The 15,121-nt window shown below is 68.9% G+C and carries 14 protein-coding genes; 7 read left to right on the forward strand and 7 right to left on the reverse strand.

The features are described from left to right. The first annotated feature begins 35 nt into the window (after window positions 1–35). Genes ACYVE9_RS02035 through ACYVE9_RS02045 form a run of 3 tightly spaced genes read left to right on the forward strand, consistent with a single transcriptional unit; the run spans window position 36 to window position 3,423 of the window. On the forward strand, window positions 36–476 hold the full coding sequence (locus ACYVE9_RS02035) for a hypothetical protein (RefSeq protein WP_461025931.1): 441 nt from the start codon (window positions 36–38) through the stop codon (window positions 474–476). After that, window positions 473–2,758: a hypothetical protein gene (locus tag ACYVE9_RS02040; RefSeq protein ID WP_461025932.1), complete on the forward strand. Its 2,286-nt coding sequence runs from the start codon at window positions 473–475 to the stop codon at window positions 2,756–2,758. The genes ACYVE9_RS02035 and ACYVE9_RS02040 overlap by 4 nt, the downstream gene beginning before the upstream one ends. Beyond that, window positions 2,755–3,423 carry a hypothetical protein gene (locus tag ACYVE9_RS02045; protein WP_461025933.1) on the forward strand — a complete coding sequence of 223 codons (669 nt, stop codon included), beginning with the start codon at window positions 2,755–2,757 and terminating at the stop codon, window positions 3,421–3,423. The genes ACYVE9_RS02040 and ACYVE9_RS02045 overlap by 4 nt, the downstream gene beginning before the upstream one ends. Before the next feature lie 205 nt (window positions 3,424–3,628). Here the strand turns inward: ACYVE9_RS02045 and ACYVE9_RS02050 are convergent, their stop codons facing one another. The 4 genes from ACYVE9_RS02050 to ACYVE9_RS02065 all read right to left on the reverse strand — a co-directional run bounded on the left by ACYVE9_RS02050 (window position 3,629) and on the right by ACYVE9_RS02065 (window position 7,787). Further along, window positions 3,629–3,934 (reverse strand): WXG100 family type VII secretion target, encoded by a 306-nt coding sequence (locus tag ACYVE9_RS02050; protein ID WP_461025934.1) that lies wholly within the window; start codon window positions 3,932–3,934, stop codon window positions 3,629–3,631. Between the two features lie 60 nt (window positions 3,935–3,994). Further along, on the reverse strand, window positions 3,995–4,387 hold the full coding sequence (locus ACYVE9_RS02055) for a WXG100 family type VII secretion target (RefSeq protein ID WP_461025935.1): 393 nt from the start codon (window positions 4,385–4,387) through the stop codon (window positions 3,995–3,997). A gap of 98 nt (window positions 4,388–4,485) precedes the next feature. Next, the gene (locus ACYVE9_RS02060; RefSeq protein ID WP_461025936.1) at window positions 4,486–5,589 is read right to left on the reverse strand and encodes a S8 family serine peptidase; all 1,104 of its coding nucleotides are present in this window, start codon (window positions 5,587–5,589) and stop codon (window positions 4,486–4,488) included. A 1,757-nt stretch (window positions 5,590–7,346) separates the two neighbouring features. Next, entirely contained in the window at window positions 7,347–7,787 is a 441-nt protein-coding gene (locus ACYVE9_RS02065; protein WP_461025937.1) for a hypothetical protein, read from the reverse strand. Window positions 7,788–8,545: 758 nt separating this feature from the next. On the opposite strand from ACYVE9_RS02065, the gene ACYVE9_RS02070 reads away from it, so the two are divergent. Next, window positions 8,546–8,779 carry a DUF397 domain-containing protein gene (locus ACYVE9_RS02070; protein ID WP_461025938.1) on the forward strand — a complete coding sequence of 78 codons (234 nt, stop codon included), beginning with the start codon at window positions 8,546–8,548 and terminating at the stop codon, window positions 8,777–8,779. Between the two features lie 91 nt (window positions 8,780–8,870). Here the strand turns inward: ACYVE9_RS02070 and mycP are convergent, their stop codons facing one another. Together mycP and eccB are read right to left on the reverse strand one after the other, a co-directional pair. Beyond that, window positions 8,871–10,127 carry a type VII secretion-associated serine protease mycosin gene (gene mycP, locus ACYVE9_RS02075; RefSeq protein ID WP_461025939.1) on the reverse strand — a complete coding sequence of 419 codons (1,257 nt, stop codon included), beginning with the start codon at window positions 10,125–10,127 and terminating at the stop codon, window positions 8,871–8,873. Further along, window positions 10,127–11,683 carry a type VII secretion protein EccB gene (eccB, locus tag ACYVE9_RS02080; RefSeq protein WP_461025940.1) on the reverse strand — a complete coding sequence of 519 codons (1,557 nt, stop codon included), beginning with the start codon at window positions 11,681–11,683 and terminating at the stop codon, window positions 10,127–10,129. Before eccB ends, mycP begins: the two co-directional genes overlap by 1 nt. Window positions 11,684–11,896: 213 nt before the next feature. Between eccB and eccE the strand changes: the two genes are divergently transcribed. After that, window positions 11,897–13,219: a type VII secretion protein EccE gene (gene eccE, locus ACYVE9_RS02085; protein WP_461025941.1), complete on the forward strand. Its 1,323-nt coding sequence runs from the start codon at window positions 11,897–11,899 to the stop codon at window positions 13,217–13,219. Further along, window positions 13,219–13,902, forward strand: coding sequence for a hypothetical protein (locus ACYVE9_RS02090; RefSeq protein WP_461025942.1), 684 nt, complete (start codon window positions 13,219–13,221; stop codon window positions 13,900–13,902). The genes eccE and ACYVE9_RS02090 overlap by 1 nt, the downstream gene beginning before the upstream one ends. Window positions 13,903–13,920: 18 nt before the next feature. Here ACYVE9_RS02090 and ACYVE9_RS02095 read toward each other — a convergent pair whose 3' ends face one another. Beyond that, a complete protein-coding gene (locus ACYVE9_RS02095; RefSeq protein WP_461025943.1) occupies window positions 13,921–14,613 on the reverse strand; it encodes a hypothetical protein in 693 nt (230 codons plus the stop codon). Between the two features lie 239 nt (window positions 14,614–14,852). Between ACYVE9_RS02095 and ACYVE9_RS02100 the strand changes: the two genes are divergently transcribed. Beyond that, the coding region (locus tag ACYVE9_RS02100) for an SCO5717 family growth-regulating ATPase (protein ID WP_461025944.1) at window positions 14,853–15,121 on the forward strand (269 nt) is incomplete at its 3' end.

A 15,121-nucleotide genomic window follows, 5' to 3' on the forward strand; every position in this document is an offset into this window, starting at 1 on the left:
CGACCACAACAGGCAGAACGGAGACAGGGGGACCGATGTCGTTCGACGAGGAATGGGCCGGCCACAAGGCGGCGGCCGACGATGCCGCCCGGTCCCGGCTCAACGGCGTACCCGACGAGACCGCCGGGGGACCGCGGCAGGGCGATCTCAAGGTCAGCCAGAAGGACCTGGCCGCGATCGGCGACCAGGCGTTCAAGCTCTACCAGCGGCTCGACACCGACGGGGACCACGCCAAGGAGGCGACGTACGCGGCAGGCCAGCAGTTGAGGAACGACTTCGCCCTGGGTGGCGCCCTCAACCACCTCGCCGAGAAGTGGAACGTCCAGGTCGGCACACTGCTGGGCGCCTGCGCCCACATCTCGAACCACCTCGACTACACCAAGAAGGCCCACGCCGGTGACGAGCACTACATCGCCACCACCTTCAGCATCGCGGCTCTCGACGAGGCCTTCGACGAGAGGACCCGGCGCCGATGAACCTCGACGCCCTGCGTTTCGCGAACTTCGGCAAGCTCAAGCAGGCCGTCGACGACTGGTCCTCGATGCTCGGGAAACTCGAGGACCTCTCCGAGGACGCCGGAAGCCAGCTCGACAACCGCGCGAAGAAGGCCGACTGGGCCGGCGAGAACGCCACCGTGACTCGGCGCTTCGTGACGAAGACAGCCCGGGAGTTCGGTGACGCCGTCACGCAGGCCCGGTCCGTCCGGAACATCCTGCGGGACACGCACGACGAACTCGTCGGGTACAAGAAAGAACTGAACGACCGGATCGACCTCGGTGTGAGGGAGAAGAACCTCACCGTCACCGACCTCGGTGACGGTGCCTTCACCGTCACGATGAACAGGCACCCGGATCGGGCCACAGGCGAGGTGCCCGACCACAGGCCTGCGGACGCGGTGGACCTCAGGAACGACATCCAGCGCATTCTCAAGGCCGCGGCCACGAGCGACAGGACCGCCGCGGAGGCTCTGACGCTGATCGTCGACGCGAGCCCCCACGGTTTCAACAACGCCTTCTACAAGGACCGCGACACCGCGGCCGACGCCGTCCGCAACGGCAGACGCGCAGCACGGATCGCGGGCAAGGACCCGACGGACCTCACGCCCGAGGAATTCGACGAACTCAAGGGACTGCTGCACTCCCACAAGGACGACCGCCTCTTCGCGGAGACGTTCGCCACCAAACTCACTCCCAAGGGGGCCCTGGAGTTCTGGGCCGGCCTCAACTCGCCGCACTCGGAGGTGGGAAGGGCCCGCCTGGACGACCTGAAGGGCTTCCAGGAGAACCTCAGCACCACTCTCGCCGCGGCCACCCAGTCGGACAGCCCGACGATGGCCCGGTGGGAACGCGACATGGTACGCCTGGGCGATCAGCCCGTCAGCGTCGCCAGATACCCGGGTCCCCAGGGCTTCCAGGTGATGAGCAACCTGATGCGGTGGGGCGACTACGACGACAGGTTCCTCACCGACTACGGCCGGGAACTGATGAAGACCGAGAAGGCCCGAACCAACAACGGCACGGCGGCCGACCGCGCCTGGCTGGACGGCACCGCCACGGGTCTGCTCAACCGCAGCGGCACGGACGGAGGTCACGACCCCGTCCTCGGGTTCATGAAGGCGTTGGCCAACAGCCCTGACGCGTCGACCGAGTTCTTCAACGACACCTACCTCACCAAGAGCGAGGACCATCAGTTCGAGGACGACGGCAAGAAGAAGTCCCTGACCAACTTCGACTACCTCTTCGAGGAACGGGCCTGGCCGGCGGAGACCACCGACGACTTCGAGAAGAGCGTCGAAGGGCACAAGTCCCTCGCGGCGGCCCTGGAGTCGGCAACGACCGGCCACCCACCGGGCAGAGCCGCGGCATGGGACGACCTCACCCACTCGAAGGGACAGGCCGAACTCACGAAACGCCTCGTCATGTCGGTGTCGGAAGACCCCACACGGCTCACCGAGCACTCGGAGATGTCCCGCGCCCTGGGTCGCATCTCCGCCGAGTACATGCCCGACATCAACCGCTCACTGAGCCCGGACGGCGCGAACGAGAACAACCTGTACGCCATCTCCGGCGCCGACGCGGAACTGCCCGCCAGAGACGTCTACAAGTTCCTGCACACAGTGGGGCAGGACCCGGACGGTTATGCCGCAGTCACCCTGGGGCAGCACAGTTACACCGCTTCCTTGATGGAGTACCACTTCAAGAACCCCGGCGCCTACGTCCAGGATGCGAACTTCCCCGACAGCGAGAACCTCAAGCTTGGTGTTGAGAACATCGCCAAGCGATCCGGAGAGGTACAAGGCATCCTTGGCGCCGGCCGCACCTTCGAGATCGAGACGTCAGGCATCGATAAAGATCAGAAGTTCAATGATGCACTCGATGCGAGCCATTCGTGGGTCAGCCCGCTCGTCGGTGTCGGCGTCGGACTGGCCACAGCTCCGTTCACCGGACCCGGCGGCGTAGTGGCCGGAGTTGCGGCCGAGACGGCGAGTGAAGAGATTCTGGGAATGATCACAGAAGGATCGAAACGCGATTCATCCGAAGAAGTTGTCTTTCGCAACGGTGAGAGATGGGACGCGATGAAGGAATCCACCTACTCCATGACACAGCGCGCTGCTGAACTGGGAAGTGAGAGATCAGGGAATCCATCACCCCACATCGTTTCCGTCTCAGCCTCCGCAGCGGAGCAAGGCTTCACGAGTGCTGCCACCAACTACAGGAACTACACCGTCGGACAGAACGCACAGAAAGACGGCCAGTGACAGAAGAGAAGTCAGCACCGAAGGCACGCAAGGGAGTACTGCTCAGCTCTGTGGCTGCGGGCGTCATTCTTTCCTCACTGACTGTCGCCTATCTGGGCGACTACCCTCCATTCGAGTCAAGAGGTCGCATCGAAGCAGAGGAGATGTGCCAGTCACTCGGAGACGCCGAGCACGCCGCCCGCGATGTCGCCAACGTGGTTCCCCACTCTCCTCAGTACACTTTCTCGGACAAACCCAACGGCTACACATCGGCCTACTCCTATCACGCCGGATGCACTGTCCTCGCCGAGGATGTATCAGCACTGAGTGTCGTTTCCGAGCTTGTGACCGACATGCCCACGGATCGTTGGATCGAAGAGAACTTGCACCACAACATCTTCCCCGAAAAGGAGAAGCCCGTACGCTTTCAAGCTGGGAAGGGCGCTGTATCCACGTCTCGCACAGCCTCCGTGTGGGTGCCATGCCGAGCAGTCGGCGAAGTACCCGGCGGGCAGCGCAATCTCAGCGTCAGTGCGATCGCGGCCGGAAACTCTGATGTGGACGAGGAGACAGTGCGCCAGAGCGTCGCGAACCTTGCCGTCAGCGCCGCCCGCTACGCCCACAAGGACACCGACTGCTCGCTCCCGTCCAAGCTCCCCAAAAGGGCTCCGGGCCTCGAGCCCTGACGGATTCAGCAGGGCCTGAGCGGCAGGTCGGGCCACCCCGAGCAGGCTGTTCGGGCCCTCCGGCACTCACAGCCCGAGCTGAACGGTGGAGATACCACGCGGCGTCGCGGGGTGATTCGCCGCCCGCACGCACGATGGGTGGTCCGCGAGCCGTTGCTCACCGACCACCCATCACACGTAGAGCGCACAACTCCGTCTACCACGCTCAGATGTCGAAGTAGCGTGACGCCTTCTTGTCCGTCGTCTGGTAGTCGCTGCTGGCCTGCTCGACCAGACTGGCGATCTTGTTGAGGGTGTTGTGGAGACCGTCCGCCTGGAGGTCCCAGTTCGTGTGCACCCGTGCGTACGCGGTCTGCGCCTCACCCTCCCAGGTCTCCGCGACCGCCTTCACCTCGCTCTGCAGGACCTCGATGTCGCCACGAAGGCGCTTCGCCGAGTTCCGGATGCTGGTCGCCGCGTTCGCGAGCGAGCCGTAGTTGACCGCAATGTCGTCGAGACCGTTGACCGACACGGTTCCCCCTTCGTCAGGTACTGAGAGTTACCAGTTCACATTCCGCGTGCGCGCGGCGTCTCACAGGCCGTTCAGCTTCGAGTACTGCTTGTACTCGCCGCCCGTTTCGCCGTACGAGCCGGCCGACACCATGCCATCGCCCGGGGCGCTCCCGTTGAGGTCGACGCCCTTCATCGCGGCAGCCACGTTCTCGTCGTTCGCCCCACCGTCCCGACGGGTCGCCTCGATGGCTTCCTTCACCTGCCGCATGATCTTCTGCAGGTTGCGGTGATGCCGGTTGATGTCGCTCTGCGCCTTCGTGAACTGCCCCGCACCCACACCACGCCACTGCGTGGACAGCATCTCGATAACCCGCTCGAGGTCGCTCACCTGGTTGTTCATGTTGTCCAGAACACCCTGGATCTGCCCCTCCAGCTTCCGCAGCCGCGCCTCACTGAGCTTCTGTCCCGCCATGCCCTGCCCTCCCGATCACTCACCACTCGGCCCCGGCGCCCTGCCGAGGCCCTGAACCCGTCACCGCCGAAGTCGGCAGCAACTCCAAGACGTCCACGTCAGCGCGCACGCCTCCGCGCTCGCAGCAGGAACGCGCCCGCCACCGCCACCAGCACCGCGGCGCCCCCGCCGCCGACGAGCACCCCCACCGGGACACCGCTACCGTCCGATCCCGCATCGGCGACCACGACCCGCTCGGCCGCCTCACCGGCCGGCTCCTCACTGGGCGAAGGGGAGGGTGAGGGCTTCAGGCTGCTCGGCTCAAGCATCGGGTTCACGTCCGGGTCCCCCGGATCACCCTCGCCCTCCAACAGCACCATCCGAGGACGCACCATGCCATAGCCGACGTACTTGCTCGGCGCCTTCCCGGACTCCAAACCGGCCGTCTGCATCATCACCCGCAACACCTGGTTCGCCGTCCAATCAGGATGCTTCGACCAGATCAACGCAGCCGAAGCAGATGCGATTGCAGTGGAGGCACTCGTTCCTTGACGCTCACAGTATTCCTGAAAGGAGTTGTCGCACCAACCGGTGATCTCTTCACCAGGAGCCGCCAAAGTCGGCATTGTCTTGTACTGGGAGAACTTTGAAATCTTGCCGGTTCGCCCACTCGATGCAACGCCGACGACATGCGGATAGCCAGCAGGCCACGCCGTGTCGTTTTTCGATTCCGCATCATTCCCGGCACCGGCGAAGAGCAGCTTTCCTCTCTTTTCAGCAACTTTCACAGCATCATCAAGTTCAGCATACGGACCCTCGATATCGACCGACATGTTGATGATCTGTGCGTCACTCGCGGCAGCAAATTCTATTGCCTCATCCAAGGTGCCTGTTGTTGTGTACTCACCGGGCTTCGTAAGATTCATGCGCACGGGCAGGATATTCGCATCCGGGGCAAGCCCTCTGACGGATCCGTTGCCCCCCGTGCCGGCGATGATCTCGGCCATCGCGGTCCCGTGTCCATCAAAGTCAACATGAGCGTTACCAGGACGCCCGCTGACATCCTTGCCCGGTAGAACCTGTCCACGCAGTGCGTCGGTGTCCGGGTTCACCCCGGAATCGATCACGGCGACGGTGATGCCCTTCCCCGTGCTGACCTTCCACATGTTGTCAGCCTGCATCGCGTCCAGGTACCACTGCTGGGGCCTGACATCCTCGGCCATGGCGGGAGGAGCTACTGCGACACCTCCAACAGCGCATGTCATCGCCACGCCCACCACCGTGGACCACCGCAGCCACTTCATCGCACCCAACTCACTTCCGTGATCAGCACCGCGTCGTCGCACGGACCGCTCCTCGTCCTACTCGATCACTCGGGGAGCAGTACCACGCTGATCTGCCCAGGTGGACTCGTCCTCGGTCAGGTAGTCCGGACGCTGCACTTCATCGCCAGATCGACGCTCCGCCCGAGCGCTACTCCCGGCACCTGCGGGGGCCATGGGCCGGCCAAGTCCTGCGGCGTTGCCTGCTGAGTTGGCCAACCCGGAGCCGCCGCGGGTGAACTCCCGACCGACCGGCGTCCCCTGTCGCGACCCACTGACGACACCACCACGCTCACCGGCCAAGCGCCGTCCTGTCGACTGCTGGTTACCACCGACCGGTCCGCCAGCCCCACCGCCTAGGCCACCGGCCGGACGTCCCGTCGGACCACCCTCGCCACCAACCACCGTTCCCCGCGGCAACCGAGGCGATGTCGGAAGGCTGGATGAACGGGCTGGTGTGCCACCGGAGATGCCATCCGCCCGCCCCACACGACCCGCCGGCTGAGCTGTCCCCGGACGCCCGACAGGACCGGCCGACGAGCTGGGCACGCCGCCTGGACGGCTACCGGCCCCAGGCGACTGCTTCGACCACGGCGACGGAGCGCGGCCGCCGCTCACACCGGACCGCGCCCCGCCCCCCGCAGGGTTGGCAGACACGGGGCCGTGCGTCACCGGCACTGGTCCCCCCGGCGGCGCGACGGGAGCCGAAGCCACTGGGCCGGGCAGCCCTGAGGTTGCGCCTCCGGCCAGAGACGTTCTCCCTTGCTCCACCGCTACAGGCGGGGCAGCAACTCCACCGGACAGGTTGGTGCTGGCGGTCCGCTCGAAGTATTCGGAAGCGCGACCGCCGTAGGACGCATTATCAACAGACGGAGCGGCCACGGAGGTACTGCTCGGACCGACGCTTCCACCGTGACTTTCGACGCCTCCGGCGGCCTGGCCCTCTGGTGCCCAAACTCTGCCATCGGATCTGGGCACGCCGACATCCGGCATTCTGTCGAAAGTCGGCTCCTCGAGCCCCGTCATCACGTCACGGGAGACGTGGTAGTAGGAGCTGAGCCGGTTCATCTGGTTGATTGCCTCCTGGCGATCCTTTTCCTTCTGCGTCGCCGCTTCCTTCTTCGCCGCCTCGTACGCCGGGTTGCCGTCCACTTGTGCCGGGACCGGTACGTCAGTCAGCAGCGGCGCCGCGAACCCCAGGTCCTCGGCGGCGTCGCGCGGCGGCATGCCGCTCTTCACGGACGCCAGGCCCACGGCGGCGGCTTTCAACTGCGTGCTTGAGGCGCTCGTGTAGTCAGCAAGCCTCAGCGTGTTCGTGGCCAGGTTCGCGGCCCACTTCTGGAACGCACCCGCGGAGTCGCCCTCCCACTCCACACGCCCGGCGTACGTCTTGATGTCCTCACCGATGCCGCGGATGTCGTCCGCGGCCTTCCACAACGCGTCAGCCGTCGCTTCCAGGTCCCCTGGCCTGGCGTTCTCCACCATCCCGACCAGCTCGTTCAACCGGCGACTCTCGAAGTCGGACCGGCCCAAGGTGCCGCGCCCGCCACCGAAGGGCAGAAAGGAAGAAACCGCCCTCCGCACGTCCGTGACGGCGAGGAAGTGCTCGGCAGCCGGCTGGTTCGACGACTCGGATTCACTCATGTCTTCCCCACCTCTCAGAACTTGGTGTCAGCGCCGCTGGAAGTTCCCTGCGCCCCGTCGATCGATTGCTGGACCTGCTGCTGCTCGGTCGTGCGCTCCTGTATCTCCCAGAAACGGCGGCGGACGTCCTCTTCGAGGTTGTCGAAGCCGATGTCGGCGCCCTGCACGGCGATGCCCATGGCCTCGATCTGGTCTCCGAAGGTGCGGGAGAGGTTCGTGAGGTGGGTGCGGACGCGTTCGTAGGTCAGGGCCAGATCCTCGGCCTCGCTGAACCCGCTGCCGAAGGAGCCCGGAGGGATGCTCTGGTCGGCGAGCCTGGTGGGCGCCGCCGCGGACTTCTCGAGATTCCTGAGGATGTCGTCGACGCGCTTCCTGAAATCCTTCAGCGCTTCGGCCGTGCGCTTGAGGTCACTCGAGGCAGGGGCGTGGTAGTTCCCGTTGCCGTCGTCAAGCATCCAGTTCCCCCTGGGCCGTTCGTTCCCCGTTGCACCCAACGCGCTCCGGCACAGCGTGCGGTCGGCGGAGCGGTTCCAACTGCAAGGTATCCCAAGGCCCTGACACCGCACAGGCGTGGTCGCCCGCTGGGGAAACCCCGGAACTTCTACAACTTTCAAGCGCTGTTGCGCTTGAACTCGACCACAGGCGCACAATTCCGACACCGAGAGAAACGTTTCTCACCCCCCGTGCTGCTCCGTCGGCCGATCGCGCGGGGAAGCCCCCGGCTCTCGACCGACCTCGTGTTGCCGACGTCACACGAAAGCGGTAGCGGACGTGCTCCTTCCGCTCAACCTGCACGACGTTGCCCTGCCGAGCAGACGTTGCCGTGCCGAGAACGACGTGCCGTCTGTCACGCCGCAAAGGCGATGCCGTACACGACGCTCGCTACAGGAAGAACCAATGCGTGTGGCCGGGTTGTGTCGTCGGTGGGTGAATTCGGGACGGACCGCCGTTGTGTCCGCTCCGTGCGGTCTACCATGGCGAGCCCTGCGACACCTGGGCGGCGGGCCCGCCTTCCGCAGGGAACACGGGAACACACCCGGGGCGACCGCGGACGGCGACGACGCGACGGCCCGGTGGGTCACCGGCTCGGCGCGCGACCCGCGGGGTCCGTTGCTCCGGGGGCGTCCTGCCGTGGCCCATGACGGCACTCCCCCACTGTTCGGCCACTGAGGCGTGGCCGGGCTACCGCTCTCATCGAAGGGAACCACCGCTGATGGCCAGTGAACGTGAGAAGGAAGAGCTGTACGCCCTGGACATCTCCGGTGTCGAGTGGCAGAGCGCTCCGGACAGTCCGGCCGAGGAGCGCGTGGAGATCGCGCACCTGCCCGGCGGCGGCGTTGCGATGCGCAACTCCGCCGACCCGGACACGGTGCTGCGCTACACGGAGGCCGAGTGGCGGGCCTTCGTACTCGGTGCGAAGGACGGGGAGTTCGACCTGAACCGGTAGCGGAGGCGTCCCGCGCTCCGAACCGTCGTCGCCGCCCTCCCGACAACCGCACCGGCCCCTCAGGCCCTGGCTCCGGCCTCCCCCGGCGGCGTCACTTCACCGGGTGGCGTCGCCGCCAGTCGCGGTACACGAGGGCGGAGCCGCCGAGGACGGCTGCCAGGACCATGCCCGTGATGAGGGCGTAGGTGCCCAGCCGTTCGTTGCGCTCGGCGTAGGACTCGCCGAGGTGCAGGGCGGCGGGTTCTGGTGCCGGGGCGTCGGGCACGCCGTCCCGGGCGACGGGCCGGGACGGGGGCTTGTCGTCCTCGGTCAGCGCACGGACGGGGTCGATGACGCCCCAGCCGACGTGCCGGTCCCGGCCGCTGATGGCCCGCTCGGCGGTGTTCTGGAGCTGGGCGACGACCTGATGCGGCTTCCACCGGGGGTGCTTGGCCCGCAGCAGCGCCGCGACTCCGGCCACGAAGGGCGCGGCGAAGCTGGTGCCGGTGTCGGCGCACTGGCCTCCGCCGGGCACGGTCGAGACGATGTCGACGCCCGGTGCGGCGAGGCCCACGAAGTCGCCGGACTGGCTGAAGGCGGCGCGTTCGTTGTTGCGGTCGGACGCGGCGACGGCGAGCACGCCGTCGTAGGACGCGGGGTAGGTCTTCCTGGACTTGCCGTCGGCGCCGTCGTTGCCCGCGGAGGCGATGACGACGATGTCCTCGGCCAGCGCCCGCTCCACGGCCGCGTGGAGTTGTGAGCCGGGCCCGAGGGAACCCGTGCTGTCCTGGGAGATGTTGATGACGTCGGCGCCCTGCTCGACGGCGTGGTCGATGGCCTCCACCAGGCCGGTGACCATGCCGTTGCCCTCGCCGTCGTTCTGCCGGATGGGGATGATGGTGGCTTCCGGGGCGATGCCGACGAAGCCGGTGCGGGGGTCAGGGCGGGCCGCGATGATGCCGGCGACCTTGGTGCCGTGGCCGACGAGGTCAGCCGTCGGGCCGGTGGGGGCTTCCGGGTTCTCCTTGTCGCGGCCGAGTACGTCCGCGCCCGCGGCGACGTCGACGGCGGGCTTGAGTTGCGGGTTCCTGATGTCGACGCCGCTGTCGATGACGGCGACCTGCACGCCGGCGCCGCGGGTGTCCTCCCAGAGCCGGTCGAGTTGCACGCGTTGCAGCGACCAGGGCCGGCCGGGGACGGGCTTGGCCGGGTAGGTGCACCGACCGCCCGCTGCGAGGCGGGTGCCGGGGTCCCGGTCGTGCGCGGTCACCGGCGGTGCGCGGGCGGCGGCTGCCGCCAGCGGTACGGCGAGCAGCAGGAGCGCCGCCACGGAGGTGAGAGCGGCAGTGCGCCGTGTCCGGTTCCGCATCAGGAACCCTGCGGCTGCTGGGCGCTGACGGTGTCGAGCCGGGGACCCTTGGGCAGGAACTGGGCCCAGTTCGCCGGTACGGGCACGGGCTTCACTTCTGCGTAACCCAGTCGCATCTGCGCCTTGTTGGCCTCGCCGGGCTCGTCCGGAGCCCCGGAGGCGTCCTCCCCCGGCCCGGTGCCGGCGTCGGCGCCGGCTGAGGGGTCGGTGCCGCTGTCGGTGTTGGCCTGCACGGCGTAGCGCAGCCCGGTGTCGGTGACGAGGAAGAGGCCGCCGGTCTCGGTGTCGCTGCCCTTGGTCTGCCGGAACAGGAGCCCGGAGCCGGGTGTGACGTAGGTGCTGGTGGCGCCTTCCGTGACGTCGGCCGGGTAGGAGCTGCCGGCCCAGGTAGACAGGGTGACGCTGCCCTTGCCCCGGTGGACGGACCGCAGCACGCTGCACACGGTCGTGCGGTTGCCGTTGTTCGCCTGGGTGACCTCACCGGTGGGCCAGGTGTGGGTGGCGGTGGGGCTCTGGTCCTCGGCTGCCGGGGTGATGTCCTGGAGGCCGACGGAGAGGGCCTTGCCGCGCTGTCCGACGGCGCGGGTGGCGGGGCTGTCCAGGATCAGGCGGGCTGTGAAGTCGCTGATCGGGACGACCCGGCCGCGTTCGACGAGGTACTGCCGGGGTCCGCTGCCGGTGGGTGCGACGAGGACGGTGCCGATGACGTCGGCGTCCTGGCCGAGCCCCTCGACCCCGGCGGGTGCGCCGACGTCGCCGCGGAGCCGGGGGAAGACGATGGGCGTGCCGGTCCTGAGGCTGTCGAGCCACTCGTCGGATACCCGCTGCGGGTCGTCGTTGACGAGGGAACGCAGGAGCTTTCCGCGTTCGTCGGTGTCCTGGTCGCGCCAGTTCCTGCCGCCGACGAGGTATTTGGTGCCGCGGGCGTCGACGATCCAGCGGGACCTGTCCTCGCCCTGGACGTGGAGGACCTGGCCGCCGCGCAGACGGTCGCGGCCTTCGGTGCGGCCGGTGTCCCGGTCGGCGAACACGAACGTGGCGCGCTGAGTGGTGCGTCCGGTGCCGCTGGGCTGCTCGCAGACGGCCCACCGTTTGGCGTCGCCCGCGTCCTTCGCGCCCGGCAGCCGGTCGGGGGCGTAGGGGATGCCGATGGTGGGGCCGTGCGGGATCCTGCCGCTGTCCAGTTCCTTCTCCGCGACCTTGACGACGCCGTAGTCGTCCGGGTCGAGCAGGAGGCGGGCGGAGGCCAGGTTGAGCACGGGGTGCAGTTGCGCCTTGCTGCCCGTCTTCAGCACCACGTAGCGCGTGGTGGAGTCGGAGGCGACGATGACCTTGGCGCCGGGCTTGTCCCAGCCCTTGGGTGCCTGCGGTTTGAACATGCCCCAGGCGCCGAAGCCGGCCAGCACGACGGCGCCGATGATCAGGCCGGGCAGGAACCCGCGGATCGGTCGGGGGGCGCCCTCCTCGGTGCCGGTGGGTGAGGGCTGGAGGAACGAGGCGACGGTGCGTTTCTTCGCGAAGGTGTAGGCGTTGAGCTCGTCGCGCCTTGATGCCATGTGTAACCGCCCTCCCCGTGGGCCGACTCCCCTGACCGGCCTCGACAGGGTATGTGGTGGCGGCCCTGCCGCGTGGACAGGGTCCCCCGCCCGCAGCCGGTCCGGGGGTGCTGCTCCGGTAGGGTGAGCGGCCGTCGGTCGCCTTGGTTGCCGAAGGCGAATGTCGCCTCGGTTTCGGAAGGCGAACACGGACACCAGGGGGCTTGAGAGCGTATGGCGACCGCTACCAGCACACGCCGTGAGCCGGACGCGGCACCGCCCGGCGGCGGCACTGCCGCTGCCGGGGGCCCGGACTCCGGTCAGGCGGCTTCGGGGCCTGCGGTGCTGCGCCGGGAGGGCGGCTCCGGCCGGTTCGGCCCGGTGGGGTTGCAGCAGTTGGTGCTGGTGCAGGTGGCGTTGGCGCTGCTGCTGACCGCGTGGGTGCTGCATCCGCTGGTGCTGGTCCCGGCGGGCGTGGTGGCGGCGGCGCTGGTGCTGCTGGCGGTCGCCCGTCGCCGGGGGCGGTCGCTGCCGGAGTGGCTGAGCGGTGTCTTCGCCCTGCGCCGCAGGCGGCGGCAGGCCGGCCCGGTGCGGTCCTCGGACGTCGACGCGGGTCTCGCGCCGGCTGTGGAGTGCGCCCCGAGGTTGCGCACCCACACGTTCGTGGATCGCAACCGCCGCTCGGTGGGGACGATCGGCGACGGCACGTTTCTCACCGCGGTGCTGCGGGTGGAGACGGCCGCTTCCGCGTTGCGGTGGGAGCGGGGTCAGCGTCCGCTGCCGTTGCGCCTGCTGCACGACGCGCTGCATGTCGACGGCATCCGGTTGGAGTCGGTGCAGGTGGTGCAGCACACGCAGCCGGCGCCGGCGCCCACGCTGCCCAAGGGGTCCGTGGCGGCCCGGAGTTACGGCCCGTTGCAGGCGACGTCGGGCACGCCGGCGGTGCGGCTCACGTGGGTGGCGGTGAAGCTCGACCCGGAGCTGTGCCGGGAGGCGGTCGAGGCGCGCGGTGGCGGCCTGGAGGGTGTGCAGCGCTGCCTGGTGCGGGTCGCCGACCAGCTCTCCAGCCGGTTGAGCGGCGCGGGTTTCCGGGCTGCGGTACTGACCGAGGGCGAGTTGGTCGCCGCGCTCGCCACCTCGGCGGTGGCCGATCCGCTGGTGACTGCCCAGGCCAGCCAGCCCGACTCGCCGCCGGTGCAGCGCACGGTGGAGTCCGCGCGGGCCTGGCAGTGCGACGACCGCTGGCACACGGCGTACGGGATCGGCAGGTGGCCGGAACTGGGTCCGGGCGCTGTGCCGTTGCCGCAGTTGGCGGCGCTGCTCAGTTCGCTTCCGGCGTTGGCGACCACGCTCAGCCTGACCCTGGGCCACGCCGACCGCCAGGCGGTGGCGGTCGCCGGCCATCTGCGGATCACCGGTCGCAGCGCCGATGAACTCACCAATTTGCGACGCGAGTTGGAGCGCATGGCCAGGGGCGTGAAGGTCGGTCTGGTCCGGTTGGACCGCGAGCAGGTGCCCGGGGTGCTGGCGACGATGCCGCTGGGAGGTGTGCGCTGATGGTGCGGGGGCCTGGTTCCGGACGGCATCTGCTGCCGGTGGCCCAACTGGACGCTCTGGCGTTGCCGTTGGGAGACGACGGTGTCATCGCGGGGGTGGACGCGCAGGGCCGGACGGCCGTGCTGGGCTTCCACCATCCGCGGCCGTACGACGCGGTGCTGATCGGCGGCCTGTGGACGGCCCAGGTGCTGGCCCTGCGCCTGGCGGCGACGGGTGCCCGGATCGCGGTGGAGACCGGCCGGCCGCAGGCGTGGGCGAACCTGGTGCAGGCGGTGGGCGGCGACGACGGCGCGATGTCGGTGCACGAGGTGGGCCGGGTGCCGGCGCTGGGGCCGACGGTCGGCAGTCCCGTCGTGGTGCTTCGGGACTGCGGGATGAAACCGCCGCGCGGGCGGGTGAGTTCGGCGCCCTGGCAGTCGGTGCTGACGCTGCTGCCGTACCTCAGCCCGGTCGCCCCGCGGCTGCTGCGGTCCGCGGCGCTGGCCGGGGTGCAGCGGGTCTCACCCCAGGAGGCTGAGCAGTTGGGGCGGTTGCTGACACTGTCGTCCCGCGAGGTGGAGGCGCTGCCGTCGCTGGGTGACGGGGTGACGCTGTGGTGTGCGCGCAGCGACCGGCAGTTCGCGATGATCCAGCCGACGGACGCGGAGTCCGGCCTGCTGGGCGTCGCGCGGCGGCTCGACTGACGCCGCGCGACGCGGAATTCAGCGGTTGACCTGCTGCTGGAAGTCGGACATCGGCATGGTGCGGTCGGCCGGCGGCAGCGTGACGTCGGTCGGTTCGCCGAACGAGCCGTAGCTGGTGCTGCTGCGGCGGCCGTCGCGTGCGGACTCCATCTTCAGCAGCACCCGTTCGCCGGACGCGGCGACGTAGTACACGTCCTCGGTCCGGCCGTCGCCGGCGGTCAGGGCGAGGGTCTTCGTCCCCTCCACCTCGGTGTCCTTCTCCGGGGCGCGCTCGGCCGTCTCGGGGATGGAGAACAGCGCGTCGCAGCCCTGGCCGGTCTCGGTCTCCACGTACACGTCGGCGAGTTCGTCGGGCAGTTCGACGTTCTGGCCGGACTGCTCCAGCGAGGCCACGAGCAGGCCGGCGCTGAGCAGGTTCCTGCCGTCCTTGCAGTACATCTCCCCGTCGGCGTCTCCCGAGGCGACCGCGCGCAGCCCCTTCTCGGGGTCCCAGGTCGTCTCCTGGGTGCCGTTGGCGAAGGCCGTGGTCGAGCCGGTGGACCGGAACGACGTCTCCTTCATGGCCTTGTTGGCCTGCTGCACGAGCGAGGACGCGTCCGTACCGGCTGCGGACGTCGAGTCGCCGGAGGAGGAGTCGCCGCAGGCGGTGAGGCCGAGAGCGAGGGCGGCGGCAGCGGCCGTGAGGCGGGCGGCGCGGGCGGTGGGGGCCACAGTGGGGAACTCCGTCGGGGCGTGGTCGGGGCGGGCGAAGAGGCGTGCGCACACGGGGTGCGAAGCCCACTATGCCGGTCCGCGGGGCGTGGTGGTTCGCCGGGCGAAGAGGCGGGGACCGGTCTGCCCCGGCGGGCCGTGCGGCGTCTAGTCTGGGGGTGCGTGCGGTGTGGTTGCCGCGAAGGGGGAGCCCTGCTGCGGGACACCGGGGTGAGGGACCAGATCAGCAGGAGGTCATTGTGAACAGCGACCGGGACGAGATCCGCGGCGACGGGATCACCCCCGGCCAGGAGCCCGAGTCCGATCTGGAGACCACGGGCGAGTTCACCATCGACTACACGCCCCCTGCCTGGTACACCCAGAACACCGGCGGCTCCGACGCCCCGTTCGGGTCGATGCCCCCGCCGCCCGCCGGTTACGCCCCCCTCGGACCCCCGGTGCCGCCGGTCGCCGCGGAGCCGCTTCGGGCCGCCGCGGACGCCGATGCGCGCGACGACGCGCAGGGTGG

The organism is Streptomyces sparsus, assembly GCF_054776295.1.

Excerpts from the sequence above, each read along its gene's own strand:
- ACYVE9_RS02035 (WP_461025931.1), top strand. The coding sequence starts at position 36 with ATGTCGTTCGACGAGGAATGGGCCGGCCACAAGGCGGCGGCCGACGAT.
- ACYVE9_RS02040 (WP_461025932.1), top strand. The coding sequence starts at position 473 with ATGAACCTCGACGCCCTGCGTTTCGCGAACTTCGGCAAGCTCAAGCAG.
- ACYVE9_RS02055 (WP_461025935.1), bottom strand. The coding sequence starts at position 4,387 with ATGGCGGGACAGAAGCTCAGTGAGGCGCGGCTGCGGAAGCTGGAGGGG.
- ACYVE9_RS02060 (WP_461025936.1), bottom strand. The coding sequence starts at position 5,589 with ATGGCCGAGGATGTCAGGCCCCAGCAGTGGTACCTGGACGCGATGCAG.
- ACYVE9_RS02065 (WP_461025937.1), bottom strand. The coding sequence starts at position 7,787 with ATGCTTGACGACGGCAACGGGAACTACCACGCCCCTGCCTCGAGTGAC.
- ACYVE9_RS02070 (WP_461025938.1), top strand. The coding sequence starts at position 8,546 with ATGGCCAGTGAACGTGAGAAGGAAGAGCTGTACGCCCTGGACATCTCC.
- mycP (WP_461025939.1), bottom strand. The coding sequence starts at position 10,127 with ATGCGGAACCGGACACGGCGCACTGCCGCTCTCACCTCCGTGGCGGCG.
- eccB (WP_461025940.1), bottom strand. The coding sequence starts at position 11,683 with ATGGCATCAAGGCGCGACGAGCTCAACGCCTACACCTTCGCGAAGAAA.
- eccE (WP_461025941.1), top strand. The coding sequence starts at position 11,897 with ATGGCGACCGCTACCAGCACACGCCGTGAGCCGGACGCGGCACCGCCC.
- ACYVE9_RS02090 (WP_461025942.1), top strand. The coding sequence starts at position 13,219 with ATGGTGCGGGGGCCTGGTTCCGGACGGCATCTGCTGCCGGTGGCCCAA.